15 protein-coding genes are annotated in these 20,997 nt (G+C 37.9%); 13 read left to right on the forward strand and 2 right to left on the reverse strand.

Translation table 11 applies throughout. The annotated features are described in order from the left end of the window. The first annotated feature begins 554 nt into the window (after window positions 1-554). From KD050_RS16210 to KD050_RS16250, 9 genes are all read left to right on the forward strand, one after another. Entirely contained in the window at window positions 555-1,430 is an 876-nt protein-coding gene (locus tag KD050_RS16210) for a YitT family protein (protein ID WP_211893368.1), read from the forward strand. Between the two features lie 50 nt (window positions 1,431-1,480). Beyond that, window positions 1,481-1,831 (forward strand): cytochrome c551, encoded by a 351-nt coding sequence (gene cccB / locus KD050_RS16215; RefSeq protein WP_211893369.1) that lies wholly within the window; start codon window positions 1,481-1,483, stop codon window positions 1,829-1,831. A gap of 280 nt (window positions 1,832-2,111) precedes the next feature. After that, a complete protein-coding gene (ftsE, locus tag KD050_RS16220) occupies window positions 2,112-2,798 on the forward strand; it encodes a cell division ATP-binding protein FtsE (protein WP_211893370.1) in 687 nt (228 codons plus the stop codon). Next, complete coding sequence (ftsX, locus tag KD050_RS16225) at window positions 2,788-3,675, forward strand: permease-like cell division protein FtsX (protein WP_211893371.1); 888 nt, start codon at window positions 2,788-2,790, stop codon at window positions 3,673-3,675. The genes ftsE and ftsX overlap by 11 nt, the downstream gene beginning before the upstream one ends. A gap of 27 nt (window positions 3,676-3,702) precedes the next feature. Continuing rightward, window positions 3,703-5,013 (forward strand): murein hydrolase activator EnvC family protein, encoded by a 1,311-nt coding sequence (locus KD050_RS16230; RefSeq protein ID WP_370627113.1) that lies wholly within the window; start codon window positions 3,703-3,705, stop codon window positions 5,011-5,013. Between the two features lie 1,838 nt (window positions 5,014-6,851). Continuing rightward, complete coding sequence (locus KD050_RS16235; protein WP_211893372.1) at window positions 6,852-7,430, forward strand: redoxin domain-containing protein; 579 nt, start codon at window positions 6,852-6,854, stop codon at window positions 7,428-7,430. A gap of 71 nt (window positions 7,431-7,501) precedes the next feature. After that, a complete protein-coding gene (locus tag KD050_RS16240; protein WP_211893373.1) occupies window positions 7,502-8,917 on the forward strand; it encodes a S41 family peptidase in 1,416 nt (471 codons plus the stop codon). Window positions 8,918-9,003: 86 nt separating this feature from the next. Beyond that, a complete protein-coding gene (locus KD050_RS16245) occupies window positions 9,004-10,173 on the forward strand; it encodes a PDZ domain-containing protein (RefSeq protein ID WP_211893374.1) in 1,170 nt (389 codons plus the stop codon). An 8-nt stretch (window positions 10,174-10,181) separates the two neighbouring features. Beyond that, on the forward strand, window positions 10,182-10,439 hold the full coding sequence (locus tag KD050_RS16250) for a CsbA family protein (RefSeq protein ID WP_211893375.1): 258 nt from the start codon (window positions 10,182-10,184) through the stop codon (window positions 10,437-10,439). Window positions 10,440-10,484: 45 nt separating this feature from the next. Here the strand turns inward: KD050_RS16250 and KD050_RS16255 are convergent, their stop codons facing one another. Both KD050_RS16255 and KD050_RS16260 read right to left on the reverse strand, forming a co-directional pair. After that, complete coding sequence (locus KD050_RS16255) at window positions 10,485-10,793, reverse strand: AzlD domain-containing protein (protein ID WP_211893376.1); 309 nt, start codon at window positions 10,791-10,793, stop codon at window positions 10,485-10,487. Window positions 10,794-10,797: 4 nt separating this feature from the next. After that, window positions 10,798-11,505: an AzlC family ABC transporter permease gene (locus KD050_RS16260; RefSeq protein WP_235753836.1), complete on the reverse strand. Its 708-nt coding sequence runs from the start codon at window positions 11,503-11,505 to the stop codon at window positions 10,798-10,800. Between the two features lie 110 nt (window positions 11,506-11,615). Here KD050_RS16260 and KD050_RS16265 point away from each other — a divergent pair, with 110 nt between their 5' ends. From KD050_RS16265 to addA, 4 genes are all read left to right on the forward strand, one after another. Further along, entirely contained in the window at window positions 11,616-12,257 is a 642-nt protein-coding gene (locus KD050_RS16265) for a TVP38/TMEM64 family protein (RefSeq protein ID WP_211893377.1), read from the forward strand. Between the two features lie 28 nt (window positions 12,258-12,285). Further along, window positions 12,286-12,801 (forward strand): signal peptidase I, encoded by a 516-nt coding sequence (lepB, locus tag KD050_RS16270; RefSeq protein ID WP_211896329.1) that lies wholly within the window; start codon window positions 12,286-12,288, stop codon window positions 12,799-12,801. 991 nt (window positions 12,802-13,792) lie between these two features. After that, window positions 13,793-17,287 carry a helicase-exonuclease AddAB subunit AddB gene (addB, locus tag KD050_RS16275; protein ID WP_211893378.1) on the forward strand — a complete coding sequence of 1,165 codons (3,495 nt, stop codon included), beginning with the start codon at window positions 13,793-13,795 and terminating at the stop codon, window positions 17,285-17,287. After that, window positions 17,274-20,987, forward strand: a complete 3,714-nt coding sequence (gene addA, locus KD050_RS16280; protein WP_211893379.1) for a helicase-exonuclease AddAB subunit AddA — start codon at window positions 17,274-17,276, stop codon at window positions 20,985-20,987. Before addB ends, addA begins: the two co-directional genes overlap by 14 nt. Window positions 20,988-20,997: the final 10 nt, after the last annotated feature.

The raw sequence follows: 20,997 nt of genomic DNA on the forward strand, positions 1-20,997 counted from the left end.
GCATGCTCTTTTTCAAAAACAACAACCACGAAATAAAATCTATCCAATAATACTGCTGATTTCCGTTTCAACGCACTTTCATGTACGAAGCTAGCGCAGCGATGCAGAAACAGGCGGACGCTTTCCGCCCAGCACGGCTTCAAACTCCTCGTCCTACGTTCCTGCGTGGCTTTCAGCTCGCTCTATTCCTGCTGGAGTCCGTCGCCTTCCACTTCAATCAATTAAGTGTGTAGTACCCAACAATATGATTTAGACAGCCTATCGCTTAGATGACAGTATTAGTTTAATTTAATGCAGTGATAATAACATTCTTTTATCGTTGCTGACTTAGGGATAACAATTCTCTTTTTTTATCTGCTACTGATCTATTCTTATCAGCTGTTATGTATAACTATCTAATGTTGAGGGATAACATTTATATATAACAATCCACAACTCTCCAATTCCATTCACTTTACCTCGTCAACACGCTATCTTGATGAAGTTCACAAATTACTTTTCACTTGTTATACTAGTGCAGGCAAACACAAGTATTTGTATGAAAGAGGAATGAAATGGAAACTAATATTAATCGTAGACAATATAAAGAACCGCATCCCATAGTAAAAAACTCGAAAGATTATATTTATGTAATTATCGGTGCAGCCATTATTGCTATTGCATTTAACGTCTTTTTATTACCAAACCAAGTAGCTTCTGGTGGAGTTAGCGGAATTAGTACAATTTTAAAAGGAGTTTTTGGTTGGGAGCCAGGACTCGTGCAATATGCTTTTAATATTCCATTGTTTATAGCAGGACTTATCTTTTTAGGGGCGAAATTTGGTATTAAATCCTTAGTAGGTACATTAGTTCTACCAGCAGTAGTACTAGTATCTGCTAACTGGGAACCTTGGACGATGAATCCATTGCTTGGAGCTTTATTTGGCGGAATTTCTGTTGGTTTAGGCTTAGGTCTCGTTTTTAGAGGTGGCGCGTCCACAGGTGGAACCGATTTAGCTGCACAAATTATTACGAAGTATACAGGATTTTCACTTGGGACAAGCGTACTCTTGTTAGATGGATTGATAGTACTTAGCGCCGCGGTCGTTTTCGACATTGAGAAGGCTCTATATGCGCTAATCGGTTTATTTGTTACGACAAAAACGATTGATCTTGTTCAATTAGGATTTAGCCAATCCAAAATGATTTATATTATCACGAATAAACAAGATGAAATTAGAGATGCTATATATACCGAGATAGATCGCGGTGTAACAAAACTTCCAGCTTATGGTGGGTACACGAATGTAGAACGACCAATTTTAATGGTTGTGGCATATCAGACAGAGTTCACAAAGTTGAAACATATCATTAAAACTATTGACCCTGCTGCTTTTGTCATAGTTTCGGATGCCTATGAGGTACTGGGAGAAGGTTTCAAAAGATCATAAGTTAGGTATAATAATTATGCAAACTAAATTCTATTTAGGGAGGTAGTAACATGAACAAAAAACTATTAGCTTTAATATTTGGAGCAGGGCTAGTACTAGCTGCATGTGGTGGCGGTGATGATAATGCCGATAAAGATACGGATACATCAACTGACTCTGGTACTACCACTGAAACAACCTCAGTGGATGCAGAAAAAATCGTTAGTGCAAAATGTATTAGCTGTCATGGTCAAAATTTAGAGGGGCAAGGTAACTTCCCAGCTCTAAACAACGTAGGCTCACGCTTATCACAAGATGAAATTTTAAATGTTATTGAAAACGGTAAAGGCGCAATGCCTCCAGGAATTATTTCTGGTGATGACGCTCAAGCGGTAGCTGAGTGGTTAGCAGCTAAGAAATAATTTTAGAACTAAACATTCAGATGAAATCAGCTGCTCTTTTTGAGTAGCTGATTTTTTATTGATAAAAGAAGGATTCTCCTCGAATAGTGTAGAATGTTTGGTGAGTAGGTATAAGGCAGTTAAGTGTAATTGACTAGTTAGGATAAAACATAGATTCGTTTTTAAAATATCTATCCTTTTTTACCTATAAATTGAAATCTAATTGTAACAAAAAAACCCGCTTCTAATGTTATAATAGGCGTGTTGCATTTTATGACGAATCTAATTAGGTGGTTTATAAATGATAGAAATGATAAATGTCTACAAAAAATATCCAAACGGTATTGTTGCCGCAAACGGTATTGATGTAAAGATTGAACAAGGTGATTTTGTCTATGTAGTAGGACCAAGTGGAGCAGGGAAGTCAACGTTCATCAAAATGATGTATCGAGAAGAACGTCCAACCACTGGAGATATTTTGATAAATGGTGTCAATTTAGCAACTCTCAAAAACAATAAAGTACCATATTTAAGACGCCAAATCGGTGTAGTATTCCAAGACTTTAAATTGTTACCACGTTTGAATGTATATGAAAATGTGGCGTTTGCATTAGAAGTTATAGAAGAAACACCTAAAGTAATACGAAAAAAAGTAATGGATGTATTAGAGCTAGTTGGACTGAAACACAAAGCAAGAATGTTCCCAACCGAACTTTCAGGGGGAGAACAGCAACGTGTGTCTATTGCTAGGTCCATCGTGAATACACCAAAGCTTGTTATTGCGGATGAACCTACGGGAAACTTGGATCCAGAAACTTCATGGGAAATTATGAATATATTCGAAGAAATCAATGCTCGAGGAACAACTATTATAATGGCAACTCATAATAGAGAAATTGTTAATACTATTAGACACCGTGTTATAGCAGTTGAGGGTGGATTAATCACTCGAGACGAATACGGAGGAGAATACGGTTATGAAGGGTAGAACATTAGGTAGACACTTCAGAGAAAGTATAAAGAGCATCAGTCGTAATGGATGGATGACATTTGCTTCGGTAAGTGCAGTAACAGTTACATTGTTACTTGTCGGAGTGTTCGTTATGATCATGATGAACTTGAATAAGGTAGCAGATGACTTGGAAAAAGACGTAGAGATTAAAGTCTATGTCGAGTTAACATCAGATGAAGCTTCTATAACAAAACTAGAACAAGAGATTAAAGAAACAAAAGGAGTAGAAGAAGTTAAATATTCTCCAAAAGGAGACGAGTTAAATAAATTAGTAGTTGATTTTGGAGAAGATTTACGATTATTTGAACAACAGAATCCATTACATAATGTATTTTATGCTAAAGCTACCAATCCTCAAGAAACTGAAGCAGTAGCTGAGAAATTAGATCGTCTCGATAATACGTTTGAAGTAAAGTATGGAGAAGGTAAAATAGAAAAGCTATTCTCGTTCTTGAATACCGGTAGAAATGTTGGACTAGTATTGATTTTGGCGTTGTTATTTACGGCAATGTTCCTTATCTCTAACACGATTCGTATTACAATTGTTGCAAGAAGAAGAGATATTGAAATTATGAAGCTAGTCGGAGCAACGAATTGGTTTATTCGTATTCCATTCATCTTAGAAGGTATGTGGCTTGGAATTTTAGGTGCCATCGTTCCTATAACGTTAGTAACAGTACTCTACTATAATATCTATAATTTGCTAGCTCCAAAGCTAGAACAAGGAAAATTATTTGAACTACTTGAGTTCTCACCATTTATATATCAAGTAAACGGCTTGATCTTATTAATGGGGATACTTATAGGCGTTTGGGGAAGTTTCATGTCAGTTCGCAAATTTCTACGTGTGTAGTTGGTAAATTGAAGGGAGCAAGAAATTTTGAGAAAACAGTCTAAATGGATGCTACGAATTATGGCGATAGCTACTACAGGAGCACTTTTAATAACGACTCCAAGTGCTTTTGCGAATACCTTAGATGATTTAAAAAACGAACAAAAACAATTAGAGCAAAAGAAAAACACTATTGACTCAACTATTAAAGAAACAAAAGGTAAGATTGATCAAAATGTATCAAAAATTGATCAAATTATGGCGCAAATTAAAGAGTTAGATACTAAAATTATTAACACTGAAGCACAGATTTCTGAAGTGTTAAATCAAATAAAATTAACAACAACTGAAATTGAAAAGTTACGTGCTTCTATAAACGAGCTTGAGAGAAAAATTGAAGAACGTGATGAACTATTAAAAGAACGTATTCGTGCGGTTCAAGTAAGTGGAGGTTCTGTTAGTTACTTAGATGTATTATTAGGGGCAAATAGCTTCATCGATTTCATCGACCGCTTTTCTGCTGTTAATACATTGATGGAGGCAGACCGTACCATCTTAAAAGAACAAGCAGATGATAAAGAAAAATTAGAAGAGCAACAGGCTAGCCTAGAGAAAAAACTACAACAGCAGGAAGATAGTAAAGATGAGCTTGTTAGTTTAAAAGCATCTTTAGATACTCAAAAGGCATCAAAAGGTAATTTAGTGGATCAGTTAGAAGTAGAACAAGCAAAATTGATCAATCAAAAAGAAGTATTAGAAACGGAATATGACGAAATTCTAAACTTAAGTCAAGAAACGCAAAATAAAATTGTTGCTGAACAAAAAAGATTAGCCGAAGTTGCTAGAAAAGCAGCAGAAGAAAAGAAACGTAAAGAAGAGGAAGAAAGAAAACGTCAGCAAGCAGCGAGTGGTGGTTCTTCTTCATCCATTCCAAATGTTTCTGCTGGTTCTTGGACAAAACCCGCCTCTGGACGATTCACTTCTGGATACGGTAGTAGAACTCATCCGATTCATGGGGTAGTAAAAACCCATTATGGTATTGATATAGCTAATAGTACTGGTACACCAGTATTATCTGCTGCCGATGGTGTAATTTCTTATGCTGCTCCGCTTAGCACATACGGAAATGTTATCATGGTGACACATTCCATTGATGGTCAAATCTTCACTTCTTTATATGCGCATCTAAGCAGTATTAAAGTAAGTGTTGGACAAGTTGTATCGAAAGGGCAGATTATCGGTGCCATTGGTACTACTGGTAATTCGACTGGACCTCATTTACATTTTGAGATACATGTTGGAAACTGGGAAGGTATGGCCAAAAACTCTGTTAACCCATTGAGATATATTTCCCTATAACTTTTATACAACGCTTTTCCATTCGTGGAGAAGCGTTGTTTTTTTCATTAGTAAGAGTTTCGATTATAATGCATAATAAAAACCTAGATAATAGTAGAGGGTAATACTATGATTTCCGTTTTACGCGGACGCTTTCCGTGGACAAGGCCGAGCCTCCTCGCTTTGCTGCGGGGTCTCGACTTTCTCGCTGTTCCCGCAGGAGTCACCGCGTTACACTTCAATCAATGGGTGAGCAGATCTTAACTTTATAATTGAACTGGTTTAGTATTTAATAAACGATGATTAAAAAGAGTTAATCAAAGTGGAAGGTAATTAAAGAGTGGCAGTAATACTATGATTTCCGTTTCACGCGGACGAGGCCGAGCCTCCTCGCTTTGCTGCGGGATCTCGACTTTCTCGCTGCTCCCGCAGGAGTCGCCGCGTTACACTCCAATCAATGAGTGAGTAGATCTTAATTTTATAATTGAACTGGTTTAGTATTTTAAAAACGATGATTAAAAAGAGCTAATAAAGATTGAAGTAACACATTCGATAAACTAATCTGTAGGGTGAGGCAAGCACATATTCGTATAGATAGTACCTCAATGGAGAAATCTATACCTTAATTACTAGTTTCTTGCTTTGTCACGACCAATACTTGCGCTTACTGGTCGTTTGCTTGCGGAACGGAAAATTTGCTCATTAATTGTTGGCAACTTATCTACTACCAAATTAAGGACACATAACTTTAGAAATTCAATTCTGTGTCATCGGCGGTAAATAGGATGCGCGCCTTCCAAGCCGCATGAGCGCGAAGAATGAGACTTCAAAAGGGATGAAGGAGCACAAGCGATCATCCTTGAAGGCTCGTGCGTAGCGTGCGGCAAGCGCACATCCGATTAGAAAGTTTCTATATGGAGAAATCTTTGCCTTATGATCGGTTTCTTGCTGTGGTACGACCGATACTTGCGCTTACTAGTCGTTTACTTGCTCTCAATGCAGAATTACTTGCGGAAAGGAAAATTTACCTATTTATTTTTGGCATCTTATCTACTACCAATGTAAGGACACATAATTTTAGAAATTCAATTCTGTGTCATCGGCGGTAAATAGGATGTGCGCCTTCCAAGCCGCATGAGCGCGAAGAAGGAGACTTCAAAAGGGATGAAGGAGCGATTGCGACACATCCTTGAAGGCTCATGCGTAGCGTGAGGCAAGCGCACATCCGATTTGAAAGTTTTAATATGGAGAAATCTTTGCCTTATGATTAGTTACTTACTTTGGTACGTTGGATATTTGCGTTTATGCAGAATTACTTGCGGAACGGAAAATTTGTCTATTAATTGTTGGCATCTTATCTACTAACAATGTAAGGACACATAATTTTAGAAATTCAATTCTGTGTTATCTACTGTAAATAGGATGTGTGCCTTCCATGCCGCTAGATCGCGAAGAATGAGACTTCAAAAGGGATGAAGGAGCACAAGCGACACATCCTTGAAGGCTCATGCGTAGCGTGCGGCAAGCGCACATCCGATTAGAAAGTACCTCAATGAATAAATCTCTACCTTATAATCAGTTACTTGCTTTGGTAGAATGGATATATGCGTTCATGCCGATTTTACTTGCCATACTATATTAATTATTTCCGCTTATTCTTCATTTACTTGCTCAAGTTAATAATGTATGTGTCTAAAGGAATATTTCACCATTTTTCATTAACTAGTATCGATTTCAATTTCAAAGTTTCCTTAAGTCACTACATAGCCACATTTTTAGCTCATTTAATTCGTATTTAATGCAATAGATAACATATAATAAGGGCAGTGAAATATTATAGTACCAGTAGGAGGTATAATATGAAGAAAAAAATTATTGGGCTGTTAGTTATAGCTGCATTAGTAGCAATCGCAACAATATCCTTTGTAAGAGATAATATTGATGAGCAAGAAGCATTTGCAGGTGAGCAAATGGGTACAGATCTTGCGAACAATCCTGCGAATGAAGGTTTAGGTCAAGGAAATACCGCACCTAACTTTACACTAACTACTTTAGAAGGTGAGGAAGTCACACTCGCTGATTATAAAGGAAAGAAAGTAGTGTTAAATTTCTGGGCAACCTGGTGTCCTCCTTGTAAGGCAGAGATGCCACACATGCAAAACTATTACGAAGATATGGCAGAAAAAGAAAATGTAGAAATTCTAGCTGTCAATTTGACAAGTACTGATGTTGGACTGGACAAAGTGAAAGCGTTTCAAGAAGATTATGCCCTTAGTTTTCCTATTCCTTTAGATGAGGAAGGGATTGTTGGGGAGACCTATCAGGCGATTACGATACCTACTACTTATATGATAGATACGACAGGAACTATTCAAAATAAGATTGTTGGACCGATGGATGAGCAAATGTTAACAGACTATATTAGTAATTTAAAATAAGAATCGATTTTTGGGCAAGTATTAAACTCCTCTTACCACACATATATTAGTGGAAAAGTAGGAGGTTGAACTTGCGCAAAAGTCGGTTTTTTCTTTATGGATTGTTGGTTGTTGTTATTTTAGGTATCGGGTATCTGTGGTTGATGAAGCCTTCAGCGACAGAACAAAAAAATGTAAGCAATAGTCAAGTAATTGATGAAGCGTTTCAATTGATAAAAAAAGAGGCAGTGTTCTCTAAAAATGAAAATCTGCTCGTTGAAGGTGCAATTCGTGGGATGGCAGATGCATTAGAGGATCCACATAGTACGTATTTAACAAAGGAAGAAGCAGCGAACCAAGAGGCATCACTTGCGGAAGAAAGGGTTGGAATTGGGGCGGAGATTATGCTGTCCGCGGGGAAATTCGTCGTGGTGGCACCTTTAAAGGATTCACCCGCCTTTAAAGCAGGCTTAAAATCTCAGGATGAAATTGTTCGAGTGAACGAAGAAAGAGTAGAAGGCAAGTCTATGACGGAGTTAATACAGCTGTTAAGTGGTAAAAAAGGATCTAGTCTAAAAATGACTGTGTATCGATCTAGTGAAAATCGCCATGTCGAATTACATATGAAACGTGACACGATTGCGATGCATACGGTTTCTAGTGATGTTTATGAAGTAGAAGACTATTCTATCGGTATTGTGAATATCACATTATTTGGTGAGAAGACTGGGGAAGAGTGGGAGAAACAAACGAAAGCCCTGGTGGAACGAGGAATAGATGGACTTTTAATTGATGTAAGAGGAAATCCAGGCGGGTACTTATATAGTGTTTCTACTATTATTGGGACTTTATTGCCAAATGGCTCCACTTTCGCTTATATGCAAGATGCAAAAGGTGTGTTGGAAATGCTCAATACCGAAAAGCAAGACAACCAGTATTTAAACAAGCTTCCTGTTGTGCTGTTACAAAATGGTGGTAGTGCTTCTGCGAGTGAAGTACTAGCTGGAGCTCTAAAGGATAACAAGCGTGCGATGATTGTCGGAGAAACGAGTTTTGGTAAGGGGACTGTTCAGGAAACACATCCACTGCAGAATGGAGGAAAGCTTAAAATCTCTACTCATAAATGGCTCACTCCAAAACAAGAGTGGATACATCATAAAGGAATCCAAGCAGATTTACAGGTTGAACCTGATGAATTATATACAATGGACATAAAATATTATCAAGGTAATTTTCGTGTTGGTGACTTTGGGGAAGAGATAAAGTATGTTCAACAAGTTTTAGGAGCACTTGGTTATAATATAAGTCGTCAAGATGGATACTTTGATGAAGATACGGAAGATGCTGTTGAAAAATATCGACAAGAGAGAAGCTTAGACGAATTTAATGAGATAGATGATGCACTCTTTCAGTCATTAACTAAAACTATTCTCGACTATAAAACTAGTAGAGAAAACGATAAACAGTTCCAAATGGGAATAAGTTATTTACTTCATGATATGAAATAACAAAGTAAATACGAAAATCCTATACGCAAAGCCCTCTCCGTTTGTTACAATAATAGGAAGTATAGTTGCAAGTGAGGGGGATGCGTATGGTGCAAGAAATATTAATCGAATTGGTTAAAGGAATTGGACGTTTTTTCCTTCATCCAGCAGTATATATTACGCTTCTCTTCTCGATATTGATCGGATATGTTCGAGTGAAAAGAGAAAGAAGGCAATTTCGCACAAGATTATTGTGGGGATGGACCGAAACCAAGAGATTCTTGCTAGATGGTATAGTTTGGGCACTTATTTTATCTGTTATCAGTGTAGCTATCGGATTAGTTATTCCTAATTCTTGGCTATGGATATATAGCATGTGGATGATATTATTTGTACTATTATTTACGTACCAGTTTGGTTCTGCAGTTTATACAATTGCATTAGCTACGATAACAATCTATGCCATGTCTACATTTAGCTGGTCATTTGACGTATTTTCGTGGACTGTGTCTGGACTGGATATTATGCAGAATGGAATTGTTCCAATAGCTATAATAGCCGGACTTTTGCTTATCGTAGAAGGCGTACTTATTCAAAAACATGGTGCTACACAAGCCTCTCCAAAACTAGTGACAACTGCTAGAGGTATGGAAGCGATTGTTTATCATGTAAAAAGGCTATGGTTATTACCTATATTACTTATAATTCCAGGGGATATAATTCCGACGTATTTACCGTATTGGCCACAGTTTTCGCTTGGAGAAACTACCTTTTCTTTGGTTTTATTTCCATTTGTAATTGGCTTTCAACAAAAATCTCAACATTCTCTACCTATTCATTTTTTTACTGGATACGGAAAAATTGTTTGGCAATTAGGGATTGTTATTACACTAATTGCGGCGATCGGCTATTTTGAGCCACTAGTTAGTGCAATTGCTCTACTAATTGGTGTAATTGCAAGATTGCTTATTACGATTATAAAATACCAACAAGAAAAAACAGGAAATTATGCTGTCTCACCACAATCGAATGGTGTCATGATTGCTGGTGTTCTGTCCGGTTCTCCAGCAGAGAAAATGGGTCTTTTAATAGGAGAGCGTATTGTAAAAGTGAACGGCCAGAAAGTTGAAAACGAACAGGAATTATATGAAGCGGTCCAAATAAATGCTGCTCATTGTCGGCTAGAAGTGTTGGATTCAAATGGAGAATTACGTCTTCGTCAGCACATATTATTTAGACATGATCATTATCGACTTGGTCTAATCTTAGTTAGATAGGAGAAGCTATGGAATCACTATCACTCACAACTCAAATAATATTGGCTATCTTTGCTCCTGCATCACTCGTCGTATTATTTACACGTATCACATTCAATCATTATGTTGCGTTAATATTGACAGTCGCATTATTTGCCGCATCGGTCTACGCAGGTTACACACATCGATGGTGGATTTATATGATCGACGCTGCATCACTTACACTCGGTTTTTGGTATAGTACCCATATGAAAACTAGTAATAATAAAAAAAATCCGCCTCTTTAATGAGAGTTGCGGATTTTTTGTTTTAAAAATTATGTAAATAAACTATTAAAATATCAAACTATATACAGCTAAAACTCCAATTGTACCAAGAACTACAACCATCACATTTGAAAATAGGAAAGCTAAGCTAAATGCAACAACCGTTCCTATTAAACCAAATAGAAGATTATCCTGTTGTACATATAAAATAGCTGGGAAGATTAAAGCGCCCAAGACTGCAAAAGGAATATTGCGTAATACACCTGACACGACTGGAGGCAATTCTTTTCCCTCTAAAAAGGTGAGAGGAAATGCCCTTGGAATATAAGTAACAAGAGCCATTCCAAGTAGTGTCCACCAATACCACATACCCATTAAGTTATGCCCCTTTCGGTAAATTTTTCCCGCGTTTTGCATAAATTATTTCGATAAAAATAGAAGAAGCCACGGTTGCGACTAAAATGGACCAGCCCGTGGACAACAGCTGAGTCCAATAAAAGAACCCATTAATCATAGCTGCCACAAGTGCTAGCATCACTACCTTTCTATTTCCACGCATAGAAGGTACTAACAGTCCAACAAACATTGCATACAAAGCAATGGACATCGCTGCTTGTAAAAATGCCGGAAGATTTGCGCCAATGACATGACCAACTGCAGTAAAAACAACCCAGCTGCTATAAGCTATTAAGGCTACGCCAAAAGCAAAAGGTGTAGCTATTTTTTTTTCTTTTTGGGTAGCTAGTACAGAAAAACTCTCATCTGTGATCCCAAAAGCATAAATCCCTTTGATCCATCTTTTTTCACTTTGCATCTTTTCGTTAAGTGCAGCCGTCATTAAGAAGTGACGAATATTAACGACAAACGTATTTAAAACGATTAAAATAGGGTCAACACCTTTTGAAATGAGTGTGAGGGACATATATTGAGCTGCTCCTGCATAAACGAAAATACTCATAGCTGTGGCCTCCCAAATCGAAAGACCAGTCGTTTTAGCAAGCAAGCCAAATGTCAGGGCAACTGGAAAGTAACCGATAGCAATACTGATTCCAGCTTTCAATCCTGAAAAAAATGAATTATTATTCACAAAATGTTCACCACCTATATACATAATCAACAAATTATACTATAAGAAGTGAGTTTTATGTACAGTAATATTGGGAATAGTATAAATATACATATTTGGAGGAGAGCCAAATGCCTGAATGGTTTTCAATAGAAACATTAACAAATTTAACACATGATTATCGAGCACTTGGACCACTAATTGGAATCCTATTGCCCTTTTTGGAGGCATTTCTCCCATTTTTGCCATTAGTTGTTTTTATCGTAGCCAACGTCAATGCATATGGCTTGCTGATTGGTTTTCTTATATCCTGGATAGGTTCGGTTGCCGGTTCCTATGCTGTATTCTTAGTGATTCGAAAATATGGACGAGCTCGTGCATTAGGTTTTATTACAAGGCATGTGAAAATTCAAAAACTTATAAAATGGGTAGAGAGAAATGGGTTTGGACCTCTTTTTTTACTCGTTTGTTTCCCATTTACACCTTCTGCTTTAGTCAATATTGTTGCAGGTCTTTCGGATATGAAGAAAAACACTTATTTCTGGACGCTAGCATTAGGAAAGCTCATTATGATTTTCGTTGTTAGCTTCATCGGATCTGACATTAAAGCATTAATCACTCAACCGATTAGAACTGCTATTGTCGTTTTACTAATTGCTATTCTATGGTTTGTAGGTAAAGCAATTGAAAGAAGGATAAATGAAAAAGTAGAAGCAGATTTTAGATTGATCAGCAGCGATAGAAAAAACAAAAGAGGAGAAAGACTTGAATAGTTTAAAAAAAGAATTGTTGGAATGGTTAATGGCATTAGTAATTGGTATTTTAATCGTGATGTTCGTCAGAATGTTCCTTGTGACAAATTATGAAGTAGTGGGACAGTCAATGATGCCAACATTGCATAACAAAGATAAGGTGATTGTTAATAAGCTTTCTAAAATTGATCGGATGGACATAGTGATTTTCCATGGAGATCAGCGTGAAGATTATGTGAAACGTGTAATTGGTCTACCAGGTGATAAGATTAGCTATGAGAACGATGAGTTATTTATTAATAATAAGAAAGTAGAAGAGCCTTATCTACAATCTTTTAGTGCATACGAAAATCCAAATGATAACTTCACTGGAGATTTTGAATTGGAAGAACTGACCGGAAGTAAACAGGTTCCACCAGATAAGTTGTTTGTTTTAGGAGATAATCGTATTTCCAGTATGGATAGTAGATATTTTCACTTTGTAGATACGAAAGAAATTGTTGGTGAGGTGCAGGTGCGCTACTGGCCCATCAGGCAGGCAACAACCGAATTCTATTCCGAATAATTTCCCTCTACGTAGTATGTTTTGTACAATAGAGATAGGAGATTATTCGGTTTTTTTGATACTATTAGACTTATTACTAGTTAGCGTTCAATAGAGCAATTATCAATAGTGGATATCTATACGGTGATAGGCTCGTCGTAGCAAAAGCGGCCCGCTCCTGCGGTTGGAATGCGTATATCCTATAGACACTTTGGAGAAATAATTTACTTTCTAAAAATCAGTGATGTGTGACTAAACTACAGGGTTGTGCCAACTTGGATGATCATGAACCCTAGAATATGACGATGAACTTCTTATTTGCTTTTTTTATTCATCGTTTTTATCATACTGATTATGCTCATCCTTCTAGTTTATACCTACACACATTATGATTGAAGTGAAAGGCGGCGACTCCAGCGGGAACAACGAGTCCAGGTGAGAATCCTTAGGAGGCTCACGGACCGCCCGCGGAAAGCGTCCGGCTGTAACGGAAATCACAGAGTTAATTCTCTATAATAATTTTAGATTTATTATTACGATTTAAACTTTTCATAATCATCGTTTTTATAATACAAAATCTAGTCAATATAAAAGTTAATATCTACTCACTCAATTGATTGAAGTGAAAGGCGGCGACTCCAGCGGGAACAACGAGTCCAGGTGAGAATCCTTAGGAGGCTCACGGACCGCCCGCGGAAAGCGTCCGGCTGTAACGGAAATCACAGAGTTAATTCTCTATAATAATTTTAGATTTATTATTACGATTTAAACTTTTCATAATCATCGTTTTTATAATACAAAATCTAGTCAATATAAAAGTTAATATCTACTCACTCAATTGATTGAAGTGAAAGGCGGCGACTCCAGCGGGAACAGCGTGTCCAGGTGAGACTCCTTAGGAGGCTCACGGACCACCCGCGGAAAGCGTCCGCCTGCAACGGAAATCACAGAGTTAATTCACATTCACTAAGATATTAAAAGAAAAAGCTCAATAGAAAGGAGATTGAAACCATTGTCGTTACGTATAATTAGTGGTCGATCAGGCTCTGGAAAAACAACCTTTATCCACCAAGAAATAATCACAGAACTACAAAAAGCTCCTATAGGAGACCCAATATTCTACATAGTACCCGACCAAATGTCATTTTCCAGTGAATATGACCTTGCAGCAGAATCGGGACTTCCTGGACTAATTCGGGCACAAGTAACGACATTTAAACGATTAGCATGGCGTGTCCTTCAGGAAACAGGTGGAATCGCTAAAGAAGAAATAAGTGGCTTCGGTTACCGTATGCTCATTCGTAGCCTACTTGAAAACCATAAAGACGAATTTACTCTGTTCAAACGAGCAGCTACCAAAAGAGGATTTACAGATCAAATCGAAGTATTACTCAAAGAGTTTAGTAGATACTGTATGGATTACTCTACAATGGCAAATGCCCTAAGCAATTTAGAAAATGTGAATGCACCCAAAACACTTTTAGATAAATCCTCCGACATAATGCTAATGCTAGAAAAGATAGAGCAAAAACTAGGGGTCAGCTATATTGACGGGGAAGGTTACTTAACATTATTAGCAACGAAAATAAAAGACTCAACACTACTTGCAAAAACAAATTTATACATCGATGGATTCACTTCATTTACGCCGAGAGAATTAGAAATTATCGAGGAATTAATGAAACAAGTGAAGCGCATTACAATTGCTCTACCAATGGAATCATTGCAGGATGCTATAGATGAACAATCTCTGTTTTATCAGCCAGCAAATACATGTGCAAGATTGATAGAAATAGCTCAAATAGAAAAACTGGAAATAGAAGAGACTGTTCATCAGCATGAACAGAAACGATTTATGTCTCAAGAAATTGCTCATATTGAGGCTAATTTGGATCAGCTTCCTCCCCTGCAAACAAAGTCAGAGGGGAATATTCGCATAACGGAAGCTGCCAATCGTCGTGCGGAAATGCATGCTGTAGCAAGACAAATACGTGAATTGATGCAACAGAAAAGTATTCGTTATAACGAAATGGCTATTTTGCATAGAGATGCAGATACATACGAAGGGTTAATCGAGACTATTTTCCCGCAATATGATATTCCCGTTTTCATTAGTAAAAAGAAACCGATGTTACACCATCCATTAATCGAACTTAGTCGGACTATTTTAGAGATAATTCGAACAGACTGGAAATACGAACCGGTTTTTCGTGCGGTGAAGACTGATCTATTTTTTCCATTAGATGCACCGAAAAAAACATGGAGAGAGCGTGCGGATCGATTAGAGAATTTTGTACTGGCATTCGGAATTTATGGAGATAGATGGTTGGATGAAAGACGCTGGGTTTATAAAAAATATCGAGGCTTAGAATTTTACTCCAAAGTGCAAACAGATGAAGAATTGAGTATTCAAGCAGACATTCATACAGTAAGAGATTTGATCGTCGAACCCATTAAAATCCTTTCGGAACAGTTGAAACAAAGTAAAACGGGAAAGGATTATGCAATAGCTATCTATACCTTTATAGAAGCGCTAAACGTCTATGAAAAACTACAAAGCTTGAAGCAAGCTGAAGAGGAAAACGGTCAATTACTTCTAGCTTCTGAGCATGAACAAGTATGGAACGAGTGGGTAAATGTAATCGACCAGTTTGTATTGATGTTTGGCGAAAAGGAAATGTCCTTAGAAGAAGTGGCAAAAATTTTAGACGAAGGATACGATCAACTTGCTTTTTCAAGCATTCCGCCAACGATTGACCAAGTGATTGTTGGGAACGTTGATATCATTCGTTTAACGAATATAAAAGCAGCATTTGTGCTTGGCGTAAATGATGGAGCTTATCCAAAACGGATGGATCATGAGGGGCTGCTAACTGATACAGAGCGGGAATGGTTCACACAAATTGGATTTGAACTAGCCCCAACGTCCAAAATGCGCTTGATGGATGAAAATTATTTAATATATAAAGCTCTCGTAACGGCATCTCATTTCTTATATGTATCCTATCCAATGGCAGATAATGAGGGAAAAGCACTGTTACCATCTATGTATATTAAAAAGCTACATCAAATGGTGAGTGATTTACCTGTTGAAGTAGCTGTAGTGGATCCAAGCGATATGTTAACAGAAGAATTTGATTTGACTTCCATCAGCCACCCGCGTCCTACATTGCCATATGTTATCATGCAGCTAAGAGGAGCACTGGAAACTGGAGAATTATCGCAAGTTTGGCAATCGGTTTACCAATATTATTTAGAGGATCCATATTGGTCAAAATTATTGAAGAGAATTACGAAACCACTAACTCATGGCAACAAAACCGAAAGATTAAATGAAGAGATGACTGCAGCCTTATACGGAGAAACGATACTATCGAGTGTGTCTCGTGTAGAGAAATATTATAGCTGTCCATTTGCACATTACGCGTCTTATGGTCTAAAGCTAGAAGAACGTGAGGAGTATAAATTGGAAGCTCCGCAAATGGGAGACTTGTTCCATGCGGCGTTAAAATGGATTGCTGATGAGACGAAGCGTTTAGATTTACTTTGGTCTCAGTTAACTCGTCCGCAATGCTACCAGCTTGCTAGACAAGCGGTCGATTATATTGTGCCAGTTTTTGTTCACCAATTATTATTAAGTACAAATCGCTATCGTTATATCCAACGGAAATTGGAGCAAATCGTTGCTAATACTTTAATAGCATTAAGCAGGCATTCTAAAGGTTCGGGGTTTGTTCCAATTGCTATAGAAGCTGGATTCGGTCCTGGAGAAGCATTGCCAGCACTAGATATTCCCCTGAAGCGTAATCGGAAAATGCAATTACGCGGCAGAATAGATAGAGTGGATGCAGCTAATATTAACGGCAATATGTTTGTCCGTATTGTCGATTATAAATCTTCAAAAAAAGGGATTGATTTGAATGAGGTTTACCATGGTATTTCTCTTCAAATGTTAACTTATTTAGACGTCGCTGTTGAAAATGCTGATATATGGCTGCACGAGGAAGCTGATCCAGCAGGAGTTTTATATGTGCATATGCATAATCCTTTTATTCAATCTCAAAAAGAGATGGGGGATGAAGAATTGCAGGATGCCATTTATAAATCATATAAAATGAATGGTCTACTGCTTGATGATCCAGAGGTTATTATGGAGATGGACGATCAGATTTCAGGATTTTCTAAAGTAATTCCGGTACGTATGAATAAAGATGGAAACTTGTCTAAATCATCCTCCAAGGTAGTAGAGCCGGAACAAATGAGATTATTGCAATCATTTGTACGTAAAAAGCATGAGCAAGCAGGTAACGGGATGAGTGCTGGAGATACGCGAGTTCTACCTTATCGAATAAAAGATAAAATGCCATGTAATTATTGCTCATATCGTAGTGTTTGCCAATTCGATCCGCAAGATCCTGCACAACAAGTGCGTACATTAAAAGTGGAGCAGCCAGAAATAGTAGCAAAAAAAATTCGAGAGGAGATGAGTTCAAATGAACATTCCTAATATGCCAGCAGAGCTAACGTGGACACCTGCACAATGGAAGGCAATCTGGGCAACGGGTTCAGATGTGCTCGTTTCCGCTGCTGCAGGCTCTGGGAAAACGGCTGTCCTCATTGACCGACTCATTCAAAAAGTCATTGCCAAAGAACAACCTATCAATGTAGATGAGCTATTAGTCGTTACCTTTACCAATGCATCTGCTGCAGAAATGCGACATCGTATGGGAGAGGCGCTAGAGAAGGCTATTGCAAAAGATCCAACATCAAATCATTTACGAAAACAACTAAGTCTGTTAAACAAGGCACAAATTTCTACACTACATTCGTTTTGTTTAAATATTGTTCGGCAATATGCGTATATGCTAACGATAGATCCAGGTTTCCGTATTGCAAATGAAACAGAAGCAGCAATCATGCGTGATGATATGTTAGCAGAAGTGCTAGAAGAAGCTTACCATGTCGACAATCCAGAGGCGATGTACCGATTATCGGACAGTTTCACATCCGATCGTGACGATCAATCGATTGAAGTGATGATTGAAAAACTATATTCCTACTCGCGCGTACATCCAGAACCCCAAAAATGGTTGCTGGCAATTCCAGAAGCGTATAACCTGCCGGAAGATATGACCATAGACGAGCTATCATTTATTGGTCCATTGAAGCTTGCGATTATTCATCATTTAGAAGAGGCAATTGCAGTAACCGAGGAGATTCGTAGACTTGCAAATGAACCAAATGGGCCAGCACCTCTTGCAGAAACTGCTATAATCGATCAGCAAATGATTCAAGAGGCAGTGGATTTGATGAAGAATAGCTCGTGGCAAAGTGTTTATCATTACTTCCAAGGTATTAAATGGGGAAGAGCGGCAGCTATAAAAAAAGACTCCTGTGATGAAGGATTGAAAAATCAAGCGACCAACAAACGGTCGAAAGTGAAGAAAATCGTTAATGACTTAAAGGATAATTATTTTACTCGAACACCAGAACGATTGCTAGGGGAAATGCGCCTAATGGCTCCGCAGTTGCAGAAGCTAGTGGAGCTGACTATAGCGTATGGAGAACGTTATACCACGGCTAAAAATGAAAAGGGGCTTGTCGACTTTTCTGATTTAGAGCATTATGCATTGGAGATTCTATCTGAGCAGGATGAAAATGGTTCACTTATCCCCTCTGATATAGCGAAGGAATATAAGGCTCGTTTTAAAGAAGTGTTAGTTGATGAATATCAAGATACTAATCTACTGCAAGAGACCATTTTACAGTTTGTGAAAAGTGGTGATGAAAACACAGGGAATATGTTCATGGTAGGAGACGTCAAACAGTCCATCTATCGATTTCGTTTAGCAGAACCAATGCTATTTTTAGGGAAATACCTGGCATTCAATGACATTCCAATCGATTCAGGCATCAAAATAGATTTAAATGCCAACTTTCGCAGTAGAAAAGAAGTACTGCATGCGACGAACTATATTTTTAGTCAAATTATGGGCGAGCAGGTAGGAGAAATTGAATATGATGAAGCTGCTTCGTTAAAGCCCGGTGCACCCTACGAAGAAACCGAAACACCTGTAGAGCTTGCGCTGTTATATGAAGTAGAAGATGGCAGTGCGGAACCGACAGAGGAAGAGGAAGAAACTGTAGAAGCTATGGCAGAAGATGAGTTGAAAAAATCGCAGGCAGAAGCACGTTATATTATTTCGAAAATAAACGAGATGATTCATTCCGAAGCGACTGTCTATGATCCCTGGAAAAAAGCTCATCGTCCTGTCGGGTACAGTGACATTGTAATATTGATGCGTTCAATGACTTGGTCTGGAGAAGTTACAGAACAATTTAAAGAAGCCGGTATCCCATTGTATGCAGAGCTTTCGAAGGGATATTTTGAAGCAATTGAAGTATTAATAATGCTACATACGCTTCGTACAATAGATAATCCTTATCAAGATATATCACTTGCATCTGTTCTTCGATCACCATTTGTAGGGCTAACAGAGTCAGAGCTCGCACTTATTCGTTTATCTGCTCCAAAAGAACCTTTCTACGATGCATTGAAAACATTTGTATCTAGTGGAGGAGCTGGACTATCGTCAGATACCGCTGAGAAACTACAAAGGTTCTTACTTCAATATGAAGATTGGCGTGATTTAAGTAGAAGAGGCTCGCTCGCGGATTTAATATGGCAAATTTACTTAGATACCCATTACTACGAAATAGTAGGTGCCATGCCAAATGGTAAGCAAAGACAAGCAAACCTTCGTATTCTTCATGACCGAGCAATTGATTATGAAAAAACTTCATTCCGAGGTTTGTTCCGCTTCTTACGATTTATCGATCGGATGCGTAAAAGAGGCGATGATTTAGGAGCTGCACGCGCTATAGGAGAAAAAGAAAATGTCGTTCGTTTAATGACTATTCATTCATCTAAAGGGCTGGAATTTCCAGTTGTATTCTTAGCTGGAATGGGTAGACCTTTTAACCAAATGGATTTTAATGAGTCGTACCTTTTTGACCAATCGTTTGGGCTTGCAGTAAAAGCTATTGATCCTGAAAAACGAATTTCATTTATTTCATTGCCATTTTTGTCTATGAAGGAAAAAAAACAAATGGAATTGAAGGCGGAGGAAATGCGTGTTTTATATGTAGCAATGACACGTGCCAAAGAGCATCTATATCTCATTGGATCTATAAAGGATTTAGCAAAAACATTAGAAAAATGGGAAGATGCTCAGAACGTATTGAGTGATGAAATGCTGCCAGGCTATATGCGTGCGAAAGCAAAAGGTTATTTAGACTGGGTTGGACCAGCTTTAGCAAGGCATACAAATTTCCGCCAGTTATCGGCAGTGAATGAAGCTAATATAGTGGATAGTGAATCTCGATGGAAAATCGTTGCTACATGTGTGGATGATTTAAAACACATAGCTCAAGAGGAAGAAAAAGAGGCTATTGTATTAGAAGAACTGATAGATCCTATAAAGAGTACTTGTTTTAAGGAAATTCAGGATCGTTTTGATACACCATACGCTCATGAAATATCAACTCATAAACGTTCAAAGCAAACAGTCAGCGAGATGAAGAAAATTCAGCAGCTTATGGAACGGTCGGACGATGACTATTTTCAATTGTCGAGTGCTACTAGCCTGAAAAAGATTGCGAAGCGTCCTTTTTTCCTTCAGCAAGAAACTATATTGACAGGTGCAGAAGCAGGTACTGCAGTCCATGCTTTTATGCAAAACGTCGATCTCCAGGAGGAAAAAAGTGAGGAGCAGGTTCTGCTTTTTGCAGAAAGACTTGCGGAACGTGAAATTTTAACGAAAGCTGAACAGGCTGCCATAGATCCTAACAAAATGGTTCCCTTCTTCCATTCAGATATTGCTGTACGTCTGCGGAACGCTAAGGATGTGATGCGAGAGTTTCCTTTTACGTATGCACTAGAGGATGATGATGGCGACAAACAAATTATCCAAGGGGTCGTCGATTGCTTATTTTTAGAGGATGATGGACGTTGGGTTTTATTGGACTATAAAACGGACAAAGTAAAACACCTAGTTAACAACGAATCGTTACTACAGCAAGAAATGCAAAAACGCTACCAACTTCAATTGTCACTTTATACACAGGCAATCGAAGCAATTTTACAAGTAGAGATAAAAGAAAAAGTACTATACTTATTTGACATTAATAGAACAGTGTCATTTTAGGGGGAGAAAG

It is taken from the genome of Psychrobacillus sp. INOP01, from assembly GCF_018140925.1.
Classification (GTDB): Bacteria; Bacillota; Bacilli; order Bacillales_A; family Planococcaceae; genus Psychrobacillus.

Excerpts from the sequence above, each read along its gene's own strand:
- KD050_RS16210 (WP_211893368.1), top strand. The coding sequence starts at position 555 with ATGGAAACTAATATTAATCGTAGACAATATAAAGAACCGCATCCCATA.
- cccB (WP_211893369.1), top strand. The coding sequence starts at position 1,481 with ATGAACAAAAAACTATTAGCTTTAATATTTGGAGCAGGGCTAGTACTA.
- ftsE (WP_211893370.1), top strand. The coding sequence starts at position 2,112 with ATGATAGAAATGATAAATGTCTACAAAAAATATCCAAACGGTATTGTT.
- ftsX (WP_211893371.1), top strand. The coding sequence starts at position 2,788 with ATGAAGGGTAGAACATTAGGTAGACACTTCAGAGAAAGTATAAAGAGC.
- KD050_RS16235 (WP_211893372.1), top strand. The coding sequence starts at position 6,852 with ATGAAGAAAAAAATTATTGGGCTGTTAGTTATAGCTGCATTAGTAGCA.
- KD050_RS16245 (WP_211893374.1), top strand. The coding sequence starts at position 9,004 with ATGGTGCAAGAAATATTAATCGAATTGGTTAAAGGAATTGGACGTTTT.
- KD050_RS16250 (WP_211893375.1), top strand. The coding sequence starts at position 10,182 with ATGGAATCACTATCACTCACAACTCAAATAATATTGGCTATCTTTGCT.
- KD050_RS16255 (WP_211893376.1), bottom strand. The coding sequence starts at position 10,793 with ATGGGTATGTGGTATTGGTGGACACTACTTGGAATGGCTCTTGTTACT.
- KD050_RS16265 (WP_211893377.1), top strand. The coding sequence starts at position 11,616 with ATGCCTGAATGGTTTTCAATAGAAACATTAACAAATTTAACACATGAT.
- lepB (WP_211896329.1), top strand. The coding sequence starts at position 12,286 with ATGGCATTAGTAATTGGTATTTTAATCGTGATGTTCGTCAGAATGTTC.
- addA (WP_211893379.1), top strand. The coding sequence starts at position 17,274 with ATGAACATTCCTAATATGCCAGCAGAGCTAACGTGGACACCTGCACAA.